This is a genomic window from Calditrichota bacterium, from assembly GCA_013151735.1.
Lineage (GTDB): Bacteria > Zhuqueibacterota > JdFR-76 > JdFR-76 > BMS3Abin05 > BMS3Abin05.
Genome location: JAADHR010000179.1, coordinates 71,055 through 94,606, shown reverse-complemented (window position 1 = coordinate 94,606; position 23,552 = coordinate 71,055). Strand labels below are relative to the sequence as shown.

Genomic DNA, 23,552 nt, shown 5'->3' with positions numbered 1-23,552 from the left:
TCCGGCCGGCGGCCCCATGTGGCTCTTTGGCGATCAGCCGGAAATTTGACCGATTAAAAGGGAAGGCAGTGATTTTTCCGAACTGCCTCGGCGAAAATCTTTATCCGCGAATTTCTTGAATTTTCACGAATGAATTGCATCCAACCCCACTATTGAAAGCGAAATGCACTTCCCTAAATCGAAAGCCGAACATTCCCGCGATCTCTGTGAAAAAATTGACATACCCAAACTTTCACCTTTTAAAAAAATCATCCATTTGGAAACGACAACAATTTCAACTTGACTTTTTCATTGAAGTTATGTAAAATAGACCATCCAAGGCAATTTCATGCATGGCCGTGAATTTTATTAAAAGGAGATTCTCCTCATGTACTTCGGGTATGCCAACAAAAAGGAAATTCTTTCCGATTATGCTGACTTTGTTTCCAAAGGGAAAGTGGCCTTTTTCAAAAAATTTCGGATGGATGTTGTTATGGGCAAACGCGAAGGCATCTATTTTTACGACATTGAATCCGACAAGCGACTGATTAATTGCCATTGCAACGGCGGGGTTTTTAACCTCGGCCATCGCAATCCCGATATTTTGTCTGCTCTTCAAAACGGGATGCAGGATTTCGACATCGGCAATCACCATTTGATCAGTGCGGCACGTGCACGGTTAGGGGCTAAACTGGCCGAACTCACACCCGGAAAAATCTCCAAAACGGTGTTTGGCGTGGGCGGTGGAGAAGCCGTTGACCTTGCACTGAAGCTGGCCATGGGTCACACACAGCGACCCAAAATCATTTCGGCTCAGGGCGGCTACCACGGACACACCGGGCTGGCCCTTGCCGCGGGTCACGAGCAATTTCGCAAACGGTTCGGCATTCACCTGAATAATTTCACCTTTAATGACATCCCGGCGCTGGACAAAGCCATTGACGACCAGACAGCCGCCGTCATTCTGGAACCCATTCCCGCCACACTCGGTATGGTCATTCCCGATGATGATTATCTCCCCGCGGTGCAAAAGCTCTGCAACGACCGGGGCGCTCTCTTTATTATCGACGAGGTCCAAACCGGGCTGGGCCGCACCGGGAGACTCTGGGCGGTAGAAAACTGGAATGTGGAACCGGACATTCTGGTCATTGGAAAGGGACTGAGCGGCGGGCTCTACCCGATTACGGCAACCTGTTTCAAACCCGACCTGGAAAAAATCTTCCTGGAAGATCCCTTTATTCACATCTCAACCTTTGGCGGAAGTGAGGTGGGTTGCTTCCCGGCACTCAAGGTGTTAGAAATATCTTCTCAACCGGAATTTCTGACTCACGTGAATGAACTGGCAGATCATTTTAGTGAAGGGTTTCGACAAATTGCGGCACGCGTGACCAAACCCAAATTCACGGTCCGACAGAAAGGCCTCATGATCGGCCTCAAATTCGATGCTCCCCTTAAGGCCATGGCTCTTTCCAAGCTTTTGTACGACAACGGTATTTTTGCCGTTTTTTCCGGGAACGACCCCTCCGTGGTGCAATTTCTGCCGCCCCTTATTACGACCCTCAATCAGGCAGACGACATTCTGACTATCCTTGAAAAATCCATAAGCGATTTAAACAGCCTGAAAACAAAAATGATGATGCAGGCCGTGAAATTCTTTGTGAGAGACCTGTAATGGAGTTTACAATGGAAGGAATTATCCAGAGCTATTGGCAGGCAGCCGATCTCAAACGGCGCCTGTTAAAATTAGTCAGTCAGACACCCGCTGAAGACCGCTGCCGAAAAATCTTTATTCACGGGAAAACAGTATCCACCGAATCATCTCCGGAAAAGATATTGAAAAATGAGCCCGTGCTTCAAATGATTCAACAAATTATTCAGGCCAATGACGACCTGCTGTCAGCAAATCCCACAGAGCTGGAAAATTTTCTTCGGTTTCGGATTCAAAATCCAACCGTTACCGTACGATTACTCAAAATTATTTTTACAGGCTGCTGCGGCCAACCTGCCCTTACCACCCTTTTGAATCAGGAAAATATCTTCCTGAAGGATTTGTTAACGAACACACTTTGTGAATTCATCTCTGAAGAAAACTGGCAGGATTTTATTCAACTTCTGAAAAATGAACAGACCCTGGCCGCGGAGTTTTTCAGGGATTACCATGCCCTGCTTAAATATCCGCTCGAACTGAAAATACTGGGCTACGGCGAAATATCCACCGTTATGAAACCGGCCCGTAAATTTTCAAACCGGCAAAGCACGCGCTGGATTTACAAACGCATGCCGATTTTCCCTTCGTTGGAGGATGTGAAAAAATATCAGAAAATCTACCGAGAGTACCGCGAATTGCTGATCGAAAAATGCGGCCTTCGCGTTCCGGAGCAAAAAATCTGGTACGTGGTTCGAGAGAATGGAACCGTGTCGGTCTACGCACTTCAGGAAATGGTCAACCCTGACCTCATCGGACATAAGATTATTCACCGCCTGACCCCGGAACAGGGGCGGCATCTGTTCCGCAGGGTTTTGTATGAGATGAAAAAGGTGTGGGATTTTAATCAGACGAGCGACGATCTGAAAATCGCCCTGGACGGCCAGATTTCCAACTGGGCGCTCGAAGACCGCGAAACCGATAATCTGGACGAGCAAATTCAGGCCGATCTTATTTACCTGGATACCAGCACCCCCCTGTATCGCGTCAATGGAGAAGAGCAGTTGGATCCCGAAATTTTCATCAAGAACAGCCCGTCCTTTCTGCGCGCCGTCATCCGGATGTTTTTTCTTCAGGACGTTTTGGACCGGTACTACGATTTTCGCTCGGTTGTCATCGATTTAATCGCAAATCTGTACAAAGAGGGGCTTCCCCAGTTTATTCCGCAACTGGTGGAAGACGCTAACCGAATCTTTGCGCAAGATTTTCGTGATCTTGCCCTGGAACCGCTTACCGAAAAAGAAATTGAAAAATATTACAAGCAAGACGCTTTTATCTGGCGGTTTTTTCAAACCTCCCGTCGAATTGACAAATTTATTACAGAAAAAATCAAACGAAAACGTTACGAATATCGTCTTCCGGGAAAAATAAAACGGTAATTTTTAAAAACAGGAAACGGACATGCTCAAAAAATTGCTCTTTAACTATTGCCCCTATTGTGCAACACCCTTAAAAGAAGGCTCGGAAAACGGCTCATTTGTTCAGGTGTGTCCCAACTGCGGCTGGACACACTATTTTAATCCGGTACCCTCTTCAGCCATTTTGCCCGTTCTGCCGGATGGACGCCTGGTGCTTATTCGGCGCAAAAACGAACCCTTTGCCGGGAAATGGGCCATCCCTTCCGGATTCATTGAATACGGGGAAACGCCTGAAGAGGCCGCCTTGCGGGAACTGAAAGAAGAAACCGGGCTGAGTGGAAAGATTATTTCACTCCTGGACATCTCCCAAAAAGAATCGTACGTTTATGGCAGTGTTCTGGTTATTACATATATTGTGCATGTAACGGGAGGAAATATGCAGGCAGCCGACGATGCCACCGAAATTGCTGCCTTTGCGTGGAACAACCTGCCCAAAATTGAAATTCCCATATTTGAAAAGGTACTGAAAAAATTCGAACATTCTAATTTTTTCTTGACATCCGCCCGATAATATCGTATATTAAATAAAATTTTTAGCTCATCTCGTATCCAGAGTGGTGGAGGGACAGGCCCTGTGAAGCCACGGCAACCGTTCCGGGAAAGTTTGAAAAAACTCCGGAAGCCAGGTGCCAATTCCTGCTCGCCTTTTGGCGGGAAAGATGCGGGGTGGAGAGGTCTTTAAAGCTTCTTCCATCTCGAAGGAGCTTTTTTTGTATGTGATCTTTGCAATAGGATTCATTTCGTATCCAGAGTGGCTGAGGGACGGGCCCTGCGAAGCCACGGCAACCGTTTCGGTCCGGTTTTATGAAAACCCCCGAAAGTCAGGTGCCAACTCCCGCTCGCCTGTGGCGAGAAAGATGCGAGATGGTCGGTGTTTGGTAACGTTTAAAACCCCTTCCATACTCGAAGGGGTTTTTTGTTTTAGTAATCAACCTTGCGAAGGTTATGTCCAATGTAAGACTCAACACACTGAATTGTTCAATGTCTTACATATTATGTTTTATGGCTTTAAAAACCTTCGCAAGACTAAATGACGCCAATTAACAGAACCAAGAATAAAAAGATTTCAGGGAGGCTTTATGCCGTTTGCAACACACCTTGTTTGCAGGGAGTGCGGGAAAAAATATCCGCTGGCCTCGCTCACCGCTTGTGAGGAATGTTTTGGGCCGCTGGAATTGGACTATGATTATGCCGCTATTCAAAAATCGCTTTCCCGGGAGATGTTGCAAAGCCGTCCGCCCAACATGTGGCGGTACAGGGAATTTCTGCCACTGAGCGAGCCTCCCAAAGTGGGCTTTGACGTAGGTTTCACACCGCTCATTCATGCCAGGCGCCTGGGCGATACTCTGGGACTGAAGAATCTCTACATCAAAAACGATGCGGTTAATCATCCCACCCTGTCGTTTAAGGACCGCGTGGTCGCGGTATCCATTTCCAAGGCAATTGAATTTGGATTTCGGGTTGTGGGATGTGCATCTACCGGAAATCTTGCCAATGCAGTGGCTGCCCAGGCCGCCTCGGCTGGTTTGGAGAGTTACATTCTCATCCCGGAAGATCTGGAAACCGTTAAGATTATGGCCACCGCCGTTTATCGCCCCCGGCTCATTAAAGTCCGGGGAAATTACGATACCGTCAACCGGCTTTGCAGTGAAATCGCCGATGAAAAGGGCTGGGCTTTTGTCAATGTGAATCTCCGCCCCTATTACGCCGAGGGTTCTAAAACCATGGGGCATGAAATTTTGGAACAGCTTAACTGGCAGGTACCGGACAACGTGGTACTTCCAATGGCCGGAGGATCGCTGCTCAATAAAATTAACAAGGCATTTAATGAATTTGAAAAAGTCGGCTGGATCCAAAAGAACACGGCTAAATTTTTTGGCGCGCAAGCCTCGGGATGTTCCCCGATCTCAACGGCTTTTAAGGAAAATTATCCTGACATCCAGCCTGTGAAACCGAAGACCATTGCTAAATCGCTGGCTATCGGTAATCCCGCCGACGGCTACTATGCGGTGGAAACCATTCGGCGATCCGGAGGCCGTGCGGATGATGTGAGCGATGAGGAAATCGTTGAAGGAATTCAACTTTTGGCTGAAACAGAAGGGATTTTCACCGAAACCGCCGGTGGTGTAACCATCGGGGTTCTAAAAAAGCTGGTTGAGGAAAAACACATCCATCCGGATGAGGTAACGGTTGCAGCCATTACGGGACAGGGGTTAAAGACAGTGGAGGTGTTGTCTGAGACCACATACTCCATTCCCATTATCAATGCCGACTATGATGATTTCGAAAAAGTCCTAAAATGAGCCAAACTAACGTAAGAAAGGGATTTTGCTATGGCAGTTTCTGTAAAATTACCGCGGCCCTTCAGGCGAATGACGCAGGGACAAACAGAGGTCCTGTTGAACGGATCGTCCGTCCGCGAATTGTTGGACGACCTGGAATCCAAACATCCCGGAATCCAGGAAAAAATCTTCGACGATCGAAACCAATTGCGTCGATTTATTAATGTCTACGTCAATAATGAGGACATCCGCTTTCTGAATGGACTGGATACACCCATTTCAGAAAACGATAAGGTAACCGTGATTTCAGCAATCGCAGGTGGCTAAATCAGGAGGTGACAACCATGAAACCGTCTGTTCCTGAAGACACCCGGTCTGTCCGGGATTCTATCGCAAAATATTCTCATGTAAAGTCACAATTCATCCGAAATGTTATCACAGGAAAACATTGGAATCTCAAGGATCAACGCAAATACATTGACGACTTGATTGCAATAGAGGATTTTATCCTAAATGGCAATCATACGGCGTACGATTCCCTTGTTTACAGTCTTTTGAAAGAACGCTACGCTGAAGAATTCAAGGCCATTGCCTATGAATTGAAACCTGAAATCTACACGCACTTTGTTGAAAGTGAACGTTTGGAAATCAAAAAGCTTGAACACGCGGAAGACTCCGTTCAAGAGGAACTTCAACTCAAACAGGATTGGATCAATGCCGGTGGACTCGAATAACACCCTGAAAAATATCGTGGTTCAGAAGTACGGCGGCACTTCCGTTGGCGACATCGAAAAAATGAAACGGGTTGCCCAACGAATTGCCGCTGAAAAAGAGCGCGGCAGAAGCGTTGTGGCCGTCATCTCGGCCATGGGCAAAACAACCGATGAATTGGTAAACATGGCACGCCAGGTACACCAAAACCCGCCGCGCCGGGAAATGGACCTGCTGCTCTCGGTAGGTGAACAAATCTCCATTGCCCTCCTGAGTATGGCGTTGAACGACATGGGGTATCCCTGTATTTCCCTTTTGGGACACCAGGCAGGCATTCAAACGGACGGGCAATTTGCCAATGCGCACATTGAGACCGTCAACAAAAGCCGTATTTTAAAGCACTTAAATGAAGATAAAATTGTTCTGGTGGCGGGATTTCAAGGCATAAGCCAGGACGGCGAGATTACCACTCTCGGACGCGGCGGTTCCGACCTGACAGCGGTGGCTCTTGCCGCCATTTTGGAAGCCGATCGCTGCGAAATCTACACCGATGTGGATGGCATTTTCACAACCGATCCGCGGTATTTTAAGAAGGCCCGGCTGCTTCCCTTTATTTCCTACTCCGAAATGCTGGAACTGGCCTCCGAGGGAGCTCAGGTGATGCAGACCCGCGCCGTGGAAGTTGCCAGAAAATATCACGTGCCACTGGTTATCCGCAATTCATTTAAGCAAAATTCGGGAACATGGATCATAGGAGATGAAACATTGGAAAAGGTTGCCATTACCGGAATAGCCTTCGACAAGCAGGTGGATCAAATTCGGATAAAGGACTATTCCAAAGACCCCAAAAATTTTCTCACGATTTTTGGGAAATTAGCCCAGGAAAACATCAATATCAAAATCATTGTTCAGGGAGCCAGCTCTAACGGAAACACCTCCATCAGTTTCCTTGTTTCAAGTGACCAATTGGGTGGAGTTAAACGCGTCCTGGATGAACTTCAGAGCCGGCGCAAAAATTTCTTTTACGAGGTGGATACGGATGTCTCTAAAATCGCCGTGGTGGGTTCAGGAATCGCCAGTACCCCCGGCACGGCCTATCGGGTTTTTCAGACGTTGTTGGAAAATCAAATTCCGATCCTCTCAATTAGTACGTCTGAAATTAAAATTGCCTGCGTGGTTCCCGAGGGCCTGGCTGAAACAGCCGTAGCCGTACTCCACGACGAATTCGGACTTGAAGATATTCAAAGGAGGAAAATTGCCTGATCCAAAGCTTGGAATTGTGGGCGCCTCCGGGTTGGTGGGCCGCACCCTGCTTGAGGTGATTGGCGAACACAACTTTCCTTTTCGTGATCTTCGGCTGTTTGCCTCCGAGCAATCGGAGGGCAACGAGTTGCAGGTTGGACATCGCTCCTACCCCCTTCGACGCCTGGAACCGAACTGTTTTGCGGGACTTGATCTTGTGTTTTTTGTTTCAACCAATCAGGTGAGTCTGGACTGGGCACCGGAGGCCGTCAAATCCGGCGCACTGGTCATCGACAACAGTAAGGCGTATCGAATGGATCCGGCAGTCCCGTTGATTGTCCCTGAAATTAACGGCAAGCAGCTTTTTAAAAATCAAGGGATTATTGCCAATCCGAACTGTTCCACTGTCCAGACGGTATTGGCGCTTTCCCCATTGGAAAAGGCGTTTGGCCTGGAACGGGTTGTCGTTTCCACCTACCAGTCCGTATCGGGCAGCGGAAAATTGGCACTTGAACAATTAAGGGCCGAACGGAACGGAAAAAAGGAGGACTACGCCAGGGTTTACCCTCACCCGATTTTCAACAACTGCCTGCCGCATATCGGAACATTTCTGGAAAATGGCTACACGGACGAAGAGATGAAAATGGTGCACGAAAGCCGAAAAATCCTTGACCTGCCCGATCTTCGAATCACGGCCACTACGGTTCGTGTGCCGGTGGAAAGCAGTCACTCGGTTTCGGTAAATGTAGAATTGAGAAAAGACTTTGATTTGGACTCCGTGCGGGATCTGTACCTGAAGACCCCGGGCATTATTTTAAGAGATGATCCTGCAGAGGCCGTTTACCCGCTCGCCCGGGAGGCCCGGGGACATGATGAGGTTTTTATCGGACGTATTCGCAGAGATTTTAGCGTGACTCACGGGCTGAATCTCTGGGTTGTTGCGGACAATCTCCGAAAGGGTGCCGCTTCGAATGCACTTCAAATTGCTGAATATTGGTTACAATCGCGACACTGAAAAGAGGAAAAAAATGCACATGATTGACAAAAACAATTCATTTGAACGCTGGGCAGAACGATACGACCGCCACATCCGACTGGACGAGATTGGAGAAGCCGGACAAATCAAACTAAACAACAGCAGGGTTTTGGTGGTTGGTACGGGCGGGCTGGGCTCACCGGTTGCTTTGTATCTTGCCGCCGCGGGCATTGGAACCCTTGGGCTGGTTGACCATGATACCGTCGATTTGAGTAATCTCCAGCGGCAGGTTTTGCACAGCACACAGGACATTGGCCGACCCAAGGTGGATTCGGCAGCGGACACACTAAGCCATTTGAATCCGGACATCACGATTCGAAAATACAACGATTTCCTGTCCAGGGAGGATGCGGTCCAAATCATTTCCAATTATGATGTAGTCGTGGACGCATCCGACAATTTTCCGACACGATTTTTACTGAACGATGCCTGCTATCTGCTCAAAAAACCGCTCATTTTTGCGGCGGTTCTGGAATTTCAGGGACAGGTAACCACCTTCACCCAGGAACCCGACTCAGCCTGTTATCGGTGCTTGTTTCCTGAGGCTCCCGATCCGGCGCTGGCCCCCACCTGCGCCCAAGCCGGGGTTATCGGCGTTCTCACGGGCGTCATCGGGTCTGTCCAGGCAACAGAAGTCATTAAAATCCTCCTGGATTTCGAGGGAAAAAAAATGGGAAAAACCCTCAAGAACCGAATATGGACATTTAATGCACTAACCACCGAAGTGGAGGTTTTGCCTATTCGAAAGGACTCTTCCTGCCCTCTTTGTTCACGGGAAAATGTCTCGCTGGATGACTTCGATTATTCCCACTTGTGTGAATGGATTCACGCTTAAAGGATCCAAAAATCGTTATTCCGTCCGTTTTGCGCGGGGTTGTATTAGGACTCTAAAAACGCATTTGTGAGGTTCATTCTTCATAGCCTGTAATGGCAAAAACGCATTTCATGCCTGAAAAAGGGACTTTTAATACAACCCCCGAATATATCCACAAAAAAACTTGAAATCGACCTAAAATCATTTTATATTAAAATCCAATAATATTAGAATATAGAAATTTTCTAATATTTTATCAAGGTAATCAATTGAGAAATAGCACATTAACAAAAAAAGCCGAAATACTTAAGGTTCTTGGACATCCGGTAAGACTGAGCATTATTTGCAGGCTCTACGACGAGAAACAAAATGTCAGCCAATTATGCAACTGCCTGGATGTTTCTCAGCCGGTTATTTCGCAGCATCTGGCCGTTATGCGGTCTTGCGGTCTGATTGAGGGAAAACGCCAGGGTGCACGGATTATCTATAAGATTAAGAATCCCTTCGCCCGGGATATTGTCCGGCTGATCATAGAATAAGCTGTATTTTTTAAAATAGACAGAATTTACGTGAACACGTCAGGTCTCTTCTTTGTTTTACAAGCTTGGGCCGGGCGTAATTTGGTTTTCTTTCTGTTGACAAAAAGGACTGACACAGATGGAAAAAAAGGTTAATAAAGACGTAACCATTGAGGAATTGGTCGTTAAGTTTCCGGAATCGGTTAAATTCCTGATGGACAAAGGCATTAAATGCATTGCTTGCGGAGAACCTGTTTGGGGCACCCTGGAAGAAAATGCAAAGGAAAAGGGATTTGATGATCAAAGCATTGAGAAGGTAGTGGAAGAATTGAATGAGTTGATTTCATCGGATTCGAAAAAGGAGGAGAAATAATTCATGGCAACCACACAAAATCAACCCAAGGTGATTGTTTTTACGACACCGACGTGCCCGCATTGCCGTGCGGTTAAACAGTATTTAAGACAACATCAAATTCGCTTCAAAGATATCGATGTTTCGAGGGATCAGCGGGCGGCTACGGATATGGTTCGCCGAACCGGCCAGAGCGGCGTTCCCGTTGTTCTCATTAATAATCGTCCCATTATTGGATTTGATCGGGCTAAGATCAATCAAATGTTGGGCTTACGTGGTTAAAAAAGGAGGTTTGCTGCAATGAAGATACAGCCATTGGATGATCGGGTTTTGATCGAATTACAACAGGAAGAAGAAAAAACCAACAGCGGGATTATTATTCCTGAATCGGCCAAAGAAAAACCAAGAGTGGGTACGGTTGTGGCGGTTGGTACTGATGAAGATTTGAAGGAAATCATTAAAGAGGGGGATTCTGTTTTATTTGCAAAATACGGCGGCGAGGATATTTCGCTGGACGGAAAGGATTACATTATTTTGCAACGAAGCGATATTCTTGCAATCATTAAAAAATAGGCGAATCCCATAATTGGGGTGATTTAATCACCCCAATTGCCTTTTAAATATTTCGATAAGGAATAATATTTTTCTTGACAATCTCCAAATAAATTTTTATATTAGATGACAATGAAAACAAAGACCAAAAAAAGTAAAAAAGAAAAAAAAGCCGCTTCACGTAATAGCGGTTTGTCATTTACCCGAAGAAATTACCAACTCTTTATTATCGGACTTTTGGTTTTAACGATTGGCTTTGTTTTCCTGAGCATCGGCCCATGGGATAGTTTTTGGTCTCGAACATTGGCACCGGTTATTTTGGTTATCGGCTATCTTGTGGTAATTCCGTGGTCTATTCTCTATCAGAAAAAGTCAAATTCGTCATCTAAATAGCGTTTTGGGGACGTAGTTCAATTGGTTAGAGCACTGGCCTGTCACGCCAGAAGTTGCGAGTTCGAGTCTCGTCGTCCCCGCCATCCCAAAAAGCCAGCCCGATCGGTTGGCTTTTAAGTTTCCGGCAAATTCGGGCGCTTAGCTCAGTTGGTTCAGAGCGCTGCCCTTACAAGGCAGAGGTCACTGGTTCGAATCCAGTAGCGCCCACAAAAATGCCTGCCTTTTTCTTAATCGTTTTCCAGCCGGATTTCCACGATTTCAGCCGGCGCGCCAATTCGCAGAGGGGGGCCCCAGGTCCCTACTCCGTTACTGACATAGACAAACATCTCCCCCACTTTTTTCAGACCGGAACTGACGTCATAAACCCAGTCGGTTACATAATTAAAAGGGAAAAGTTGCCCATGATGGGTATGGCCGCTTAATTGCACATTGATTCCCGCACGGGAGGCTTCTTCCAATCGGTTGGGCCGATGGTTAAGCAAAATCGTCGGCAAATCTGGATTCACGGACGAAAGCAATTCTGAATAGGGAACGACTGGTTCATTTACAAATCGTTTCGCCTCGATATCATGAACGCCAACCAGATTCAAAACATTTCCAATTTGTACGCTTTCATTTTTCAATACCCGAATGCCGGCTTTTTCCATGACATCAATCGCCTTTTTTACGCCCGAATAATACTCATGATTTCCCGTTACGGCGTACACCCCAAACCGGCTTTTAAATTTCGAAATCGGCGTTACAATTTTCTCGGATTTGGCCGCATTTTCATCCATTAAATCGCCTGTAATGACAATCAGATCAGGTTTAAGTTGATTAACACGTCGCACCAGACGCTCCAGCCGTTTTTTGCTGAATATGGTATTGATGTGAACGTCCGATAATTGAACAATTTTGAAGACCTTCTGACTGGCAGGCAACCGTTTAACCGGCAATTTTACCCGGCTAATTCTTGGGTGCCTGGCCATAAAATAACCGTATCCCAGAATAACGGCCACTCCCCCAATAATCGCAAAGCCCACGGCATTCAGCAAATTGGGTGAAAGCATTTGAAACAAACTCTTCCCAAGTGACAGGCTCAGAAAAAAATTTAAGGCATCTGCCACAATAAAAATCATAAAGAAATAAACCATGGCTCCAAGCCAGATTGAACCGGGCCATACCAACAGCTTATTCAGCTTTCCCTTTTTGGTCAGCTCGGAAATTCGACCTATCGGAAAGGCAAATATTTCAAACCATAAAAATATTTTTAATCCGGTCACAAATGAATGCGAACCAGAAAAAAATCTTATTAAGTTAATGTATATAAAATAATTAATAAGAAGATAAAAGAAAAAAACAGTCCCCAAAATAAGAAAAAGTTTTGTCCGTTTCATAAAAAGGCCTTATATTTTCAGCCGGATTTCATTAGGCTTCAAGCCAGACATTTTCATTGCCTACCACGGCGCGTACCCGGTTTAAGAATTCATCGTTAAAGGGGACAAAAAGGGATCTGGACCGGATGAGGTATTCCCGTTTTTGCCCATTTATGACGTGCAAAAGAACCCCGCATTTTCCGCGGTTGGCCCGGAAAAGTTTCTGGAGGTCCGACAATTTTTCTTCATTCAATTCATTGAGATACAAATTGACACAAACGGTTTTCACGTATTTTTCTCTCGCCTGAGAAAGAGGAATGACTTCGGAACACAAAATTTTTGCCGAAGATTCATCCTGTTTCGACACCTGTCCCAACAGCAGAACCATTGAATCCGGCTGCAACAAATGGCGATGCTTTTCAAACGTATCGGAAAACACGACCACGTCTGTGGTTCCCGTAAAGTCTTCCAGGGTCACAAAGGCCATGGTTTTCTGTTTGCGATCCAGGTGGGTCCTTACATGGGTAATAATCCCTCCCACGCGAACCATTGTTCCGTGGTCGTGAGAAGCCAGATGCGAGAGCGAAACGGTTGAAAGGGTCTGAATATCACTCTTGAACCGTGAAAGGGGGTGTCCGGATAAATAGAATCCGAGCAATTCTTTTTCAAGGGCCAACGCCTTTTTCTGATCCCATTTTTCCACGCTGGGCATGTCCGGATAGTGACCATTGGTTCTTTTCGTCTCTGCCCCGCCCAAATCAAAAATTGAGGTTTGCCCCAACATGTGTTCATTTTGAACGCTTTGGGCGTAATTAATGGCAATTTCCACCGCAGCCAGCAACTGTGCACGGTGCCCCTGCAGCGAATCCAGAGCGCCAGCCTGGACCAGACTTTCCAGCACCTTCTTATTGACCAATCGAAGATTCAAATGCTGCACAAGGTCAAAAATGGTCTGAAATTTCCCGTGTTTTTTCCTTGCCCGAATTATGGATTGAATGGCCCCGTGTCCCACATTTTTGATGGCCCCCAATCCAAAGCGGATGTTTCCCTCCACAACCGTAAATTTTGCAAAGCTTTCATTTACATCCGGGGGCAGCACATTTATTCCCATACGTTTGCATTCATCCATCAGAATCATCACACGATCGGCATTCCCCATTTCACTGGTGAGTGAAGCGGCCATAAATTCGGCCGGATAGTGCGCCTTGAGATAGGCGGTTTGGTAAGCCACCACCGAATAACCGGCTGCATGAGATTTATTAAAGCCATAACGCGCAAACTTGTTCATTAAATCAAAAACTTCTTGCGCCGTTTTCTTTGGAATGCCATTCTTTTCGGCGCCCTTCAAAAATTTGACGCGCTGCTCCCGCATGAGCTCGGCTTTTTTCTTCCCCATAGCCCGCCGCAGAATATCCGCTTCGCCCAGTGTAAAGCCGGCCATTCGGCTGGCAATTTGCATCACCTGTTCCTGATAGACAATAATTCCGTACGTTTCTGCAAGAACCGGCTCCAGCAGCGGATGGGGATACTCAATTTTCTTCACCCCCTGTTTGCGATCAATAAAATCGTCGATGTTCTCCATGGGGCCGGGGCGATAAAGGGCGTTCATTGCAATGAGGTCTTCAATCCGGTTGGGCTTTAGTTTCCTCAGGTATTCCCGCATTCCACTGCTTTCAAATTGGAATACGCCCACCGTATCGCCGCGGGCAAACAATTCGTAGGTTTCGGGATCGTCCAGAGGGATTTTATCCAGATCAAAATCCGCTTTCCTTCGCTTGATGAGTTTTACCGTGTCATCGATTACAGTCAACGTGCGAAGCCCCAGAAAGTCCATTTTCAACAGACCGATTTCCTCGATCCATTTCATATCGTACTGAGTGGTGACATCCCCTTCTTTCGATTTGTAGAGCGGAAGAAAATGGGTCAGGTCCTCGGGCGCGATGACGACGCCTGCTGCGTGTGTCGATGCGTGGCGCGACAACCCCTCCAAAACAAGGGCGTATTCAAAAAGCTTTTTATAAATTTCCTCATCACTGTTTTCTGCGATCTCCTTCAGTTCAGGCACTTCGGCCAGGGCCTCGCCCAGTTTTTTATTCGGGGGGATCATTTTGGCAATCTTGTCCACGTCACTGTAGCGCATTTTCAACACACGCCCCACATCGCGAATCACGGCCCGTGCCGCCATGGTTCCAAAGGTAATGATCTGTGTGACGTTCTTTTCACCGTATTTTTTTCGAACATATTGAATCACTTCTTCTCGACGCTCGTAACAAAAATCAATGTCGATATCGGGCATGGTTACCCGTTCCGGATTAAGAAAGCGTTCAAAAATAAGATTATATCGGAGGGGATCGATATTGGTGATTCCAATGGCGTAGGACACAAGGCTGCCTGCCGCGGAACCGCGCCCCGGCCCCACAGGAATTCCGTTTTTGCGTGCATAGGAGGTAAAATCCCGCACAATTAAAAAATAACCCGAAAACCCCATTTGCCTGATAACGGAGATTTCGTGATCAAACCGCTGTTTGATTTCGGGAGTAATTTCTGGATAGCGCTGCTGTAATCCCTCCCAGGCCAGCTTTTCCAGATAATCATCCAGGGTTTCCGCCGTATCATTGGGAGGAATTTCATAAACAGGCAAATGGAGCGTGCCGAAGGGAATTTCCAGATCACATTGCTCCGCAATTTTCAAGCTGTTTTCGATGGCTCCGGGGTACTCCCCGAAGAGTTTCTCCATTTCCTCGGGAGACTTAAAATAGAGCTCTTTTGTGGAATATCGCATGCGGGTGGGATCGTCGTAGTCCTTGCCGGTTTGCAAACACAATAAAATGTCGTGCGCATCGGCATGCTCCTTTTTCAGATAGTGAATATCATTGGTGGCCACCAGCGGAATCCCCAGGTCGTCACTCAATTCCAGCATGCCCTGCCGGACCTGGCCTTCTTCTTCTATTCCGTGGTCCTGAATTTCCAGGTAGAAATCTTCGCCAAAGATATCCTTGTACTCCACGGCACTTTTCCGGGCGGCCTCCATTCCCTGTTTGATCATTTTTCGCGGAACCTCGCCATGAAGACAGGCTGTTAGTGCAATTAAGCCCTCATGATGTTTCCAGAGCAATTCCTTGTCGATACGCGGCTTATAGTAAAAGCCCTCCAGAAAACCAGCACTGACCAATTTCAGGAGATTTCGGTATCCCTCCTGATTCTTGGCCAGAAGAACGATGTGATAGGCATTGTCACGCCCCTTTTGCGTGGTTTTTTCAAAGCGGCTTTCCGGGGCAACATAGGCTTCTACGCCAATAATGGGCTTGATTCCGGAAGCCTTTGCCTTTTTAAAAAACTCAATTGCGCCAAACATATTTCCATGGTCCGTAATGGCCAGGGCAGGCATGTTGTATTCCGTTGCCAGCTTCATCATGTCTTCAATCCGGCAGGCGCCATCCAACAAACTGTAATGGGTGTGATTATGCAGATGAACAAAAGAACTCATGGCGAGTTTAGACCCTCTTTTTTTCTTATTTAATTTTTAAATCATTAAATCTTTACGGTGAGTTCGTTTAATTTAAACAGCGATTAAATCGGCGGTAACACCCCATTCTGAATTTCAATTTTTATTTTTCATCCAGAGACTGTCACAAGAGTCAAATACCGTGGTCGTCAGGTCCATTCAAGGTATAAAGATAAGAAATTTTGGGCAGGAATAAAAGATAAAATTCGCTTGAAAAAATCACACTCTGCCGCAAACAGGTTTACTTCAGGCAAAAAACAGAGGGTTAATCACATTTAAAAAATAAATGCCTAACCGAACAAAGACCCCCGAAACAACCCTGCTGCGGCAGAGACTTTTGTTTACTTGGCGACAGAAATCTTGGGTCGTGTGTAACCGACTTTCTTAATCAATGCTTCTATCTTATCCATAATTTCCTCGGAAACATCCGGATTATGGACCGGTTTTCCTTTGTTTAAAACAGTGTACATTTTTTGGGCCGACTTCAAAAGCGCTTCTCGTTTCTTCCTTTCTTCAGGCTGTAAATTGGCACGCCGCAGATACGTTTCGGCTCCCTGTAAATCCATGAAAACATCTATCAAACGATCCTGTAAATCATTATGCCACTTCCGCAACGTCTGATCATACCCCTCTTCATGACAGGCCACGCAATTTTCCGCCACGGAAATCAGCGGTTCCCGCTTATCCTCCAGATTATGACAATCGGTGCAGCCGATCTCGGCGGCGTACATCACATCCGGCTCATCGGTAATACCCGCTTCCTTTACCTCTCCTGAATACAATTCCGTTTGGTACACATGACAGGTGGCACAATTTGCATTTTCATCCTTGTGGTGGCAATTCATGCATTCCTGCTTCGAAATGATGCGCTGTTTGTGGCGTTCCGGTGAATGGCATACCGTGCATTCCAGCCCCACCTTTTTGACATGTTTGTTGTGCGGAAAATCCATTTGCTCAAACATGATGCGGTCCGGCGGTTTCACAATATTGTGACAAAAGGCCGAACAAAAGGCATCGGGGGTTGTGAGAATGGGATCGCGAAATTTTGGAGGGGGAGCGTGAAGCTCTTTTGAAACAGCCTCCAGATTTGATTTTGTTGATTTTAATAATTTTACCGCATAAAAGATATTGTGAACACCCTTTCCATTCTTGACAAAATTAAAATTATAAGATGCATCATTGTACAATTTCTGGACGTATTTTTTTTCGATCTCGTTATTTAGGCGCCCGGATCGGCTGGCCGCCGAAACAAGCCGGCCCACCTTCGAAATTTTGGGCTGCATTTCTTTCACCAATCGGTTCATGTTTATAATCCAATTGTCCAGCATTTTGTCGTATTGGCCGCCATGGCACCGCAAACAGGCCTTTTTCTTTTGCACCAGACTGCTCTTGGCATTTGATTTAACATATTCACTGGAAATAGTGGAGTGACATCCTTCACAGGAAACCTGGGCCAAAAACATTTCACTGGGGGTATCGGGCACGTCCTTTCCGCCGGCTCCCATGTACATCTCCTTTTTGGCGCTGTGCGTGGTTTGGTGGCAGCTGCTGCATTTTACGTCCAAGGTATTAACCAGCTTAATATCCCCGTGTTTAATCGCTGTGTGACAGATATTACAGTCGAAGTCATTTTCGGTCACATGTTTTTCATGGATGAATTCCGCATCTGTGATTTTCCCGAATCGTTCCACATGGCAATGCCTGCACCGCTCCCGGGGCACATTTCCCGTGCCGCTGGCCACGTCCACATGACATTCATTGCAGGTAATACCGGCTTTTACGTAGGTTTTGTGATCGAACACAAACCCCGAGTGATGAATAATTTTTTTGGGTGTTCCGTGGCAGGAGGGACACCCGGGAAAGGCCTGCCCCTTCGGAACATTCTTGAAGTGACACAAAAAACAGGTCTCTTCATTGACATCCAAATGCGACTGATTGGACGTAAAGTTGTGACAGCTGCTGCAGTGGAGTCTTGTATTCCGTGCCAATCGGCCAATGTGTTGCGTGTGGTCAAATTTAATGTCCCGCTTGTAGGTAATTTTCTTTTTTAGGATTTCCTCACCATGGCACTTCAAACACGATTGATCGCTAATGTGCGGATTGATTTGAAAGCGGTATGTCCCCGTCCAATATTTCCAGATGAATCGAATGTAGGTTCCCGGACTGTAGGTGTGACATTTGGAACAACTGACGTCGGCATGGTAGGAATTTTCCCAGCGATTCACGACCGATGTCTCATAATGGCAGACAGCACACGTTTTGGGAGCTATAACCGAAGACGTATAAAATCCAAGATCAACAAAAACAAGCACTCCAAAAATAATGAGAAAAACCATCACCAAAAATCGATAATGTTTTCGTATAAGATTCCAAAAATCGGCCAAGAAACTCTTCATGAATCTTCTTCCTCCAGCTTTGGAATTTTTCCTTCTTTAAGGAGTTTCTCATATTCGAGAGGATGTTCCTCCTTCAAATCTTCGATGGATATTCTTCCGGTAAAAATCGTTTTATTCAGCGGAAATTTGGACGGATTAAAGTGAGCATTGTAAAAATGCCAGATAACAATGACCAGTGTTGCCAGCATGGCTTCATCGCTGTGCACTTCGATGGCGATGTCCGATATGAATTTTGGCAGAATACGGAGAGAGATATTTTCAAACCACAAAATAAGGCCTGTTCCAATCATGACAATCATCCCCCAGTACACCGCCCAATAATCGAATTTTTCAATATACGTAAACCGGCCAAATTTGGGTTTTTCTTCACTGAGTCCCAAAAAATACCGGATGGCCTGATATACATCAATAAAATCTTTTTTACTTGGAAAGAGCTCCTTAAAATTGTTTCGTCCGTCTTTTGTAAAAATGAGATAGATCAGATGAAAAACACCCACAAAAATCAGGCCTGTAGCCCCTATCCGATGAATAAAGCGCGTCGTTTGAATGCCTCCATATAGCGTGATTAAGAACCTTGAGAGCGCCGCGTCGTGAAATTTTATGGGTAATCCCGTGAAAATGAGAATCAGCACCGATGTGAACATGATAACATGCTGGATACGAATACTCAGTGAGAATCTCTCTACCGATTGAATGGTTTCCTTTTCTTTTCGTTCCTTCTTTTTCTTGTGAAGAATTTGTTTCTTTTTATATTCTATTTCTTCCAATATTTCTTGATGAAGTTCCCCTTTCAGCCTATCCAATTGCTGTTCAAACCGGTTCAAAAATTTCTTTTCCAGCTCTTCTGCGTAGGATTCATTTACTTCATTTGCAAGATGGTCTTGAATCTGCTGCCGGATAAACTCCTTTAAATCTTTTTCGATGGCGGCAATTTCACCCTTTTTTAATGGTTCCTCTTTCATAAATACTATCGTTCCTCTTTCTTCTCATGAAATTTACGATTTAGATCCAAAAAAATATGTATAATTAATGCAAAAAGAACAGATATGGTTAAATACTTAAAAAACAGGCCAACATAATAGATAATTCCTGAGCTTTTGCTATGCGGGTCGACATGTATCTTCCCCTTTGCAAAATTCTTATTGGCATTTTTATGACATTTTCCGCAGGTGTGCGGCAAATTCTTTTTGTTGATTGGCGAACGTGGATCGCTCGCAGGCAATATGCTGTGATACCCGTGACAACTGGCGCAATTAGCCGCTTTCTCATCCCCGAATTTCGTTGCAATTCCATGAAAGCTGTCTTCATAGGTGAGTACCTGCTGGGTCGGAATGCCATATTTTCCAACAATTTTTACCGAAGAATGACATCGGGAACAGGTATCCGGGATTTTCGTGCCGTACACCGATGAACTCTTTTGCGTGGGAGGCTCAATCGTGTGACCACCGTGGCAGTCTGTACAGGAAGGCGCCTCGGGTTTTTTCTGGTTCAGCAGTTTTGCATGAATACTCTCCTCATAATCCCGATATTCATTCGTGTGACATTTCCCGCAGGTACGGACGACATTGAATTTGTTTACCTGCGACCGTGAATCTTTGGCCGGCAATATGTTATGATCCCCGTGACAATCCTGACAGTGGGGTGCTTTGGGATTTCCCTTCAGTAACGCCTGTCCGTGCGCGCTTTTTTGAAATTGGGTGTACCGTTTCGTTCCCTTCGGCTCAATCGGGCTTCCTTCATAATGACACCGCGTACAATCCACCCGTTTTATTTCGCCCTTGTGAGGAATCGTCACAATATCAATATGACACTCCTGACATCGAATATTCTTATGGGAAGAATTTAAAAGCTTTTTTTGATCAACAAAAAGCGAAATGACGTGTCCCTCTCTTGTCACCTTTTTCAGATCCGGTTTGGCATGACACAAAAGACATTTTTGCCATTGCAGGGCTTTTGTCTTTTTCGTATTAGTCGTTTGCCCATAAAGTACGGATAAAAAAAGGGCCACAAACAAAGGTGCCATCACAAATTTTTTCACACGGCCTTTATTCATCTTTAGCTTTCCCCCCATCTTCTTTAAATAGTTCCACATATTCCAGATAATGCTTTCTTTTTAGTTCATCAACGCTGATTTTCCCGGTGAGCCACACCTTGCTCATTGGAAAATAATCCGGATTCAGATGAACATTATAGAGATGCCACAGGAATAACACGATGAAAATGATTAAGCCCTGCCATCCATGAAAAATCACCACAAGATCAATTACCCATTTGGGGAAAATAGCCATCGATATGGATCGAAACCAAAGAATGCCACCGGAAATAACCATGACGATAAATCCCAAGACCACACCCCAGTATTGAATTTTATTTATAAAACTGTATTTCCCAAATTCCCGGCTTTCTTTTTTCCCGGACAGGGAAAGGGTCCATGAATGAAAGAAATCCTGAACATCCTTCCATGTGGGAAGCAATTTCATAAGCTCTTGATGACCTTCTTCCGTAAAAAGAACATAAAATGAATGGTAAATTCCAAGGAGGACCAAAATGACCGCAAAAATGCGATGAATAATTCCTCTTGCTTCAAATCCTCCTTCCAGTTTGATCACCAGGTGCCCAAACCAGGTATCATGAAACATGAGTGCCAGGCCGGTCAGGCATAAAACGATCATGCTGGTCAACAAAATAAAGTGTTGAATTCGGATATTCCAGGAAAATCGTTGAATTTCTTCTGGTTTTTTTTCTGGAGCCATGATTACCCTCCACAAATAGAATTATTGAGACTATTTCTCATTCCTAATAAGACAATGCGAGTAGGAATTGTCCAGAATAAAAAAGGCCTTTTCCGTTAAAGGAAAAGGCCTGCTGATTGCATTACTTTTTACAATGCAAATCGATTTACGACTCTTCATCGTATTCTTCCAACTCCTCACACTCACCCTTCTCATCGAACATCCGGCGAATAGACTCGGGTTCTTTATGCATAAGTTTTCGGTACCAGTACCCATGATGTTTTTTGCATTCTTCGCACGGCATTTTTCCTGTAATACTGACCAAACTCATAGGATATTCGCTCGGGTGGAAAATAACAAAGAAGAAATGCCATACCAAAATGGCTAACGTTGCAAGTATCGCTTCAAAGTAGTGGAAAAGCAAAGCAATCGGAACAATCCAACCCCCGAAAAGATTGGCTGCAATAACCGGAAACCAAAGAATCAAACCAGAGGCCCCCATAACCACCGTGCCCCAGATAAGGGCCCAGTACTCAGCCTTTTCTGTATAATCATACTTATCATATTCCGGTTTCGTTTCACGAAAGCCCAGATAATATTCCACACTGTGGACGGCATCGGTTACGTCCTTGAGTACGGGAACCATATAACGTAATTCAATTCGGCCGCGCTTACTGAAAAAGAGCCAGAATAAATGATAAAAACTCGTTACAATCAGTATCGTTCCGGCAACCCGGTGAATAACCGATCGAATAGATTCATGCAGCCCAATGGAGCTCAAAATTTTCACCCAGAAGGCATCCGGAAATTTGAGAGCAAATCCCGTAATTACGAGGGTTGTAAATGAGATAAAAAGAAAAAAGTGTTGAATAATCATGCTTTTATTGAACCGGGTGATAGACGGTTCAGTTAAGATCTTTCTATATTTCCGGATAACCGCCTGCAGCCAGATCAGGAAATTGTGAAAGAACATTGAGCCAATAACGGAAATGATCAGAAGAATATAGATTCTGGTAATAATGTCGGCAGCCTTTGCTTCCGCGGGATTTCTGGGTTGATGTACGGGAATTGCGGTAAACCGTTTACTTGCTCCCGGATGGCATTTCCCGCAGGTTCGATCCAGATTGTCTTTGTTAACGGTAGAACGCGGATCCCATGAGGGATAAATATTGTGGACACCGTGACAACTGGTGCAGTTTGCGGCAATTTTGGATTTCCCCCTGACAGCCAGACCATGATAACTGTTTTCGTAGGTCAACACCCGATCATTCGGCATCCCAAATTTTTCGTTCAATGTTTCATTCGCGTGACATCGGGCACAGGTTTGCTGCGACACATTTTCAGGATTCACCGGGGAACTTTTACTGGTCACCTCCTGAATTGAATGCTCCCCGTGACAATCCGTACAATTGGGAGCATCATCCACGCCGTTAAGAAGCGCCTCTCCATGGATGCTTTCAATAAATTGTTTGTATTCATTGTAGTGACACTTGCCGCAGGTTTCCGGAACATTTTTGGAATTGATTCTTGAATCGGGATTGGATGCCTGAAGGATTTTATGGGCACCATGGCAATCGCTACACGTTGCTGCATTCTTGCCCTGCTGAAGCATCCGGCTGTGAATGCTGTGCATATAGGCCCGGGTGGGATCGGCTACTGGAATCTTGTGACGCTGGTTAAAAGCGGGATCCCCGTGGCATTTGGCGCAGGTTTTGGGTTGATTCAGTTTCGATGTGGGTGAAATGGGATCGTCTGACGGATGAATATTGTGAGATCCATGGCAGGTGGCACAACTGGGCGCATCCTTATCGCCCCGCAATAAAGCCCTCCCATGGACGCCCTGTACAAAGTTCTGATAAATATCCTCGTGACATTGCTCGCACGACACCTTTTTAGGGCGTTCCTCATGCGGGGATTGTTTTACATCGGAATGGCAATCCGTACAGGCCAAACCGGCATGTACGGAATTCTTTAACGAATCAACACTTACATACAGGGAAACCTCTTTCCCCTGTTCATTTTCCCCCGTAAACTCCGGGTCCCCATGGCATTCCAGGCAATCCTGATTGCTCTGGGCGTGTACAAAAGCGCGATTGGAAGAGTCTATAAAAAATACGGCCGCCGTAATAAAAATCAGGCCAATCGAAAACACCGTTCCGAATCTTTTTGCCTTTTTCATCATCAATCTATCCTTCCTTCTGCTATTGATAAAATGGGCCTATTTTGATCAGACACACTTTTAAAAATATAATTTTCAAATATGAAATTTCAGAGAAACTATTTTATGATCCTGTAAAATCTGAAGGCAAAAAGAATTTTTAATGATTGATTTATATCGCATTTAACATACTCATAATATTGCTTACTAATTTAAACTTTACACAATAAAAATCAATAAAAATTTTCAGTTTTTTAAGAGCTTTTGATTTTGAGGCCTATCTGCCCCTATTTTTGTTGAATTATTCAACATGCTTTATTGGGTTTGATTCATTCGACCGAGATGGCAAACGATAAGCCGATAAAACGTAGGGTGTCAGGATGGTTTTCGCAGGATGATTTGGC

Annotated in this window: 21 protein-coding genes, 2 tRNA genes and 2 riboswitches; of the genes, 16 read left to right on the top strand and 7 right to left on the bottom strand. The window is 45.4% G+C overall.

Annotation, left to right across the window (positions count from 1 at the left end; all coding sequences use genetic code 11):
* Positions 1-367: 367 nt before the first annotated feature.
* The 16 genes from GXO76_12675 (at position 368) to GXO76_12600 (ending at position 11,209) form a co-directional block, all read left to right on the top strand.
* On the top strand, positions 368-1,651 hold the full coding sequence (locus GXO76_12675; GenBank protein ID NOY78710.1) for an aspartate aminotransferase family protein: 1,284 nt from the start codon (positions 368-370) through the stop codon (positions 1,649-1,651).
* Between the two features lie 11 nt (positions 1,652-1,662).
* Positions 1,663-3,063, top strand: coding sequence for a hypothetical protein (locus GXO76_12670; GenBank protein NOY78709.1), 1,401 nt, complete (start codon positions 1,663-1,665; stop codon positions 3,061-3,063).
* Positions 3,064-3,085: 22 nt separating this feature from the next.
* The gene (locus GXO76_12665) at positions 3,086-3,613 is read left to right on the top strand and encodes an NUDIX hydrolase (protein NOY78708.1); all 528 of its coding nucleotides are present in this window, start codon (positions 3,086-3,088) and stop codon (positions 3,611-3,613) included.
* Between the two features lie 31 nt (positions 3,614-3,644).
* A riboswitch (SAM riboswitch) is annotated at positions 3,645-3,768 on the top strand.
* Between the two features lie 73 nt (positions 3,769-3,841).
* Positions 3,842-3,966, top strand: a riboswitch (SAM riboswitch).
* A gap of 215 nt (positions 3,967-4,181) precedes the next feature.
* Positions 4,182-5,405 carry a threonine synthase gene (locus GXO76_12660; protein ID NOY78707.1) on the top strand — a complete coding sequence of 408 codons (1,224 nt, stop codon included), beginning with the start codon at positions 4,182-4,184 and terminating at the stop codon, positions 5,403-5,405.
* Positions 5,406-5,435: 30 nt separating this feature from the next.
* Positions 5,436-5,711, top strand: a complete 276-nt coding sequence (locus GXO76_12655; GenBank protein NOY78706.1) for a MoaD/ThiS family protein — start codon at positions 5,436-5,438, stop codon at positions 5,709-5,711.
* Positions 5,712-5,728: 17 nt separating this feature from the next.
* The gene (locus GXO76_12650) at positions 5,729-6,118 is read left to right on the top strand and encodes a hypothetical protein (GenBank protein ID NOY78705.1); all 390 of its coding nucleotides are present in this window, start codon (positions 5,729-5,731) and stop codon (positions 6,116-6,118) included.
* Entirely contained in the window at positions 6,099-7,358 is a 1,260-nt protein-coding gene (locus tag GXO76_12645) for an aspartate kinase (protein ID NOY78704.1), read from the top strand. Before GXO76_12650 ends, GXO76_12645 begins: the two co-directional genes overlap by 20 nt.
* Positions 7,351-8,352, top strand: coding sequence for an aspartate-semialdehyde dehydrogenase (locus GXO76_12640; protein ID NOY78703.1), 1,002 nt, complete (start codon positions 7,351-7,353; stop codon positions 8,350-8,352). Before GXO76_12645 ends, GXO76_12640 begins: the two co-directional genes overlap by 8 nt.
* 19 nt (positions 8,353-8,371) lie before the next feature.
* Positions 8,372-9,208, top strand: coding sequence for a HesA/MoeB/ThiF family protein (locus GXO76_12635; GenBank protein ID NOY78702.1), 837 nt, complete (start codon positions 8,372-8,374; stop codon positions 9,206-9,208).
* Positions 9,209-9,456: 248 nt separating this feature from the next.
* The gene (locus tag GXO76_12630; GenBank protein ID NOY78701.1) at positions 9,457-9,726 is read left to right on the top strand and encodes a winged helix-turn-helix transcriptional regulator; all 270 of its coding nucleotides are present in this window, start codon (positions 9,457-9,459) and stop codon (positions 9,724-9,726) included.
* Between the two features lie 118 nt (positions 9,727-9,844).
* Positions 9,845-10,078: a DUF1858 domain-containing protein gene (locus tag GXO76_12625; protein NOY78700.1), complete on the top strand. Its 234-nt coding sequence runs from the start codon at positions 9,845-9,847 to the stop codon at positions 10,076-10,078.
* 3 nt (positions 10,079-10,081) lie between these two features.
* Entirely contained in the window at positions 10,082-10,339 is a 258-nt protein-coding gene (locus tag GXO76_12620; GenBank protein ID NOY78699.1) for an NrdH-redoxin, read from the top strand.
* A gap of 18 nt (positions 10,340-10,357) precedes the next feature.
* Positions 10,358-10,630 carry a co-chaperone GroES gene (locus tag GXO76_12615; protein NOY78698.1) on the top strand — a complete coding sequence of 91 codons (273 nt, stop codon included), beginning with the start codon at positions 10,358-10,360 and terminating at the stop codon, positions 10,628-10,630.
* 171 nt (positions 10,631-10,801) lie between these two features.
* Positions 10,802-11,002 carry a DUF3098 domain-containing protein gene (locus GXO76_12610; protein ID NOY78697.1) on the top strand — a complete coding sequence of 67 codons (201 nt, stop codon included), beginning with the start codon at positions 10,802-10,804 and terminating at the stop codon, positions 11,000-11,002.
* Positions 11,003-11,008: 6 nt separating this feature from the next.
* Positions 11,009-11,085 (top strand) — tRNA-Asp (locus tag GXO76_12605).
* Between the two features lie 49 nt (positions 11,086-11,134).
* Positions 11,135-11,209 (top strand) — tRNA-Val (locus GXO76_12600).
* Between the two features lie 20 nt (positions 11,210-11,229).
* On the opposite strand, the gene GXO76_12595 is transcribed toward GXO76_12600, so the two are convergent.
* The 7 genes from GXO76_12595 to GXO76_12565 form a co-directional block, all read right to left on the bottom strand.
* Positions 11,230-12,264, bottom strand: coding sequence for a metallophosphoesterase (locus tag GXO76_12595; protein NOY78696.1), 1,035 nt, complete (start codon positions 12,262-12,264; stop codon positions 11,230-11,232).
* A gap of 145 nt (positions 12,265-12,409) precedes the next feature.
* Complete coding sequence (locus tag GXO76_12590; GenBank protein NOY78695.1) at positions 12,410-15,844, bottom strand: DNA polymerase III subunit alpha; 3,435 nt, start codon at positions 15,842-15,844, stop codon at positions 12,410-12,412.
* A 359-nt stretch (positions 15,845-16,203) separates the two neighbouring features.
* Positions 16,204-18,258, bottom strand: coding sequence for a hypothetical protein (locus GXO76_12585; protein ID NOY78694.1), 2,055 nt, complete (start codon positions 18,256-18,258; stop codon positions 16,204-16,206).
* Complete coding sequence (locus GXO76_12580) at positions 18,255-19,220, bottom strand: hypothetical protein (protein NOY78693.1); 966 nt, start codon at positions 19,218-19,220, stop codon at positions 18,255-18,257. The genes GXO76_12585 and GXO76_12580 overlap by 4 nt, the downstream gene beginning before the upstream one ends.
* A 5-nt stretch (positions 19,221-19,225) precedes the next feature.
* The gene (locus GXO76_12575) at positions 19,226-20,311 is read right to left on the bottom strand and encodes a hypothetical protein (protein ID NOY78692.1); all 1,086 of its coding nucleotides are present in this window, start codon (positions 20,309-20,311) and stop codon (positions 19,226-19,228) included.
* On the bottom strand, positions 20,304-21,011 hold the full coding sequence (locus GXO76_12570; protein NOY78691.1) for a hypothetical protein: 708 nt from the start codon (positions 21,009-21,011) through the stop codon (positions 20,304-20,306). The genes GXO76_12575 and GXO76_12570 overlap by 8 nt, the downstream gene beginning before the upstream one ends.
* A 145-nt stretch (positions 21,012-21,156) precedes the next feature.
* Entirely contained in the window at positions 21,157-23,172 is a 2,016-nt protein-coding gene (locus GXO76_12565; protein NOY78690.1) for a hypothetical protein, read from the bottom strand.
* Between the last annotated feature and the right edge of the window lie 380 nt (positions 23,173-23,552).

Excerpts from the sequence above, each read along its gene's own strand:
- GXO76_12565 (NOY78690.1), bottom strand. The coding sequence starts at position 23,172 with ATGATGAAAAAGGCAAAAAGATTCGGAACGGTGTTTTCGATTGGCCTG.
- GXO76_12655 (NOY78706.1), top strand. The coding sequence starts at position 5,436 with ATGGCAGTTTCTGTAAAATTACCGCGGCCCTTCAGGCGAATGACGCAG.
- GXO76_12645 (NOY78704.1), top strand. The coding sequence starts at position 6,099 with ATGCCGGTGGACTCGAATAACACCCTGAAAAATATCGTGGTTCAGAAG.
- GXO76_12635 (NOY78702.1), top strand. The coding sequence starts at position 8,372 with ATGATTGACAAAAACAATTCATTTGAACGCTGGGCAGAACGATACGAC.
- GXO76_12625 (NOY78700.1), top strand. The coding sequence starts at position 9,845 with ATGGAAAAAAAGGTTAATAAAGACGTAACCATTGAGGAATTGGTCGTT.
- GXO76_12570 (NOY78691.1), bottom strand. The coding sequence starts at position 21,011 with ATGGCTCCAGAAAAAAAACCAGAAGAAATTCAACGATTTTCCTGGAAT.
- GXO76_12585 (NOY78694.1), bottom strand. The coding sequence starts at position 18,258 with ATGAAGAGTTTCTTGGCCGATTTTTGGAATCTTATACGAAAACATTAT.
- GXO76_12650 (NOY78705.1), top strand. The coding sequence starts at position 5,729 with ATGAAACCGTCTGTTCCTGAAGACACCCGGTCTGTCCGGGATTCTATC.
- GXO76_12590 (NOY78695.1), bottom strand. The coding sequence starts at position 15,844 with ATGAGTTCTTTTGTTCATCTGCATAATCACACCCATTACAGTTTGTTG.
- GXO76_12675 (NOY78710.1), top strand. The coding sequence starts at position 368 with ATGTACTTCGGGTATGCCAACAAAAAGGAAATTCTTTCCGATTATGCT.
- GXO76_12670 (NOY78709.1), top strand. The coding sequence starts at position 1,663 with ATGGAAGGAATTATCCAGAGCTATTGGCAGGCAGCCGATCTCAAACGG.
- GXO76_12620 (NOY78699.1), top strand. The coding sequence starts at position 10,082 with ATGGCAACCACACAAAATCAACCCAAGGTGATTGTTTTTACGACACCG.
- GXO76_12660 (NOY78707.1), top strand. The coding sequence starts at position 4,182 with ATGCCGTTTGCAACACACCTTGTTTGCAGGGAGTGCGGGAAAAAATAT.
- GXO76_12665 (NOY78708.1), top strand. The coding sequence starts at position 3,086 with ATGCTCAAAAAATTGCTCTTTAACTATTGCCCCTATTGTGCAACACCC.
- GXO76_12615 (NOY78698.1), top strand. The coding sequence starts at position 10,358 with ATGAAGATACAGCCATTGGATGATCGGGTTTTGATCGAATTACAACAG.
- GXO76_12575 (NOY78692.1), bottom strand. The coding sequence starts at position 20,311 with ATGAATAAAGGCCGTGTGAAAAAATTTGTGATGGCACCTTTGTTTGTG.
- GXO76_12580 (NOY78693.1), bottom strand. The coding sequence starts at position 19,220 with ATGAAAGAGGAACCATTAAAAAAGGGTGAAATTGCCGCCATCGAAAAA.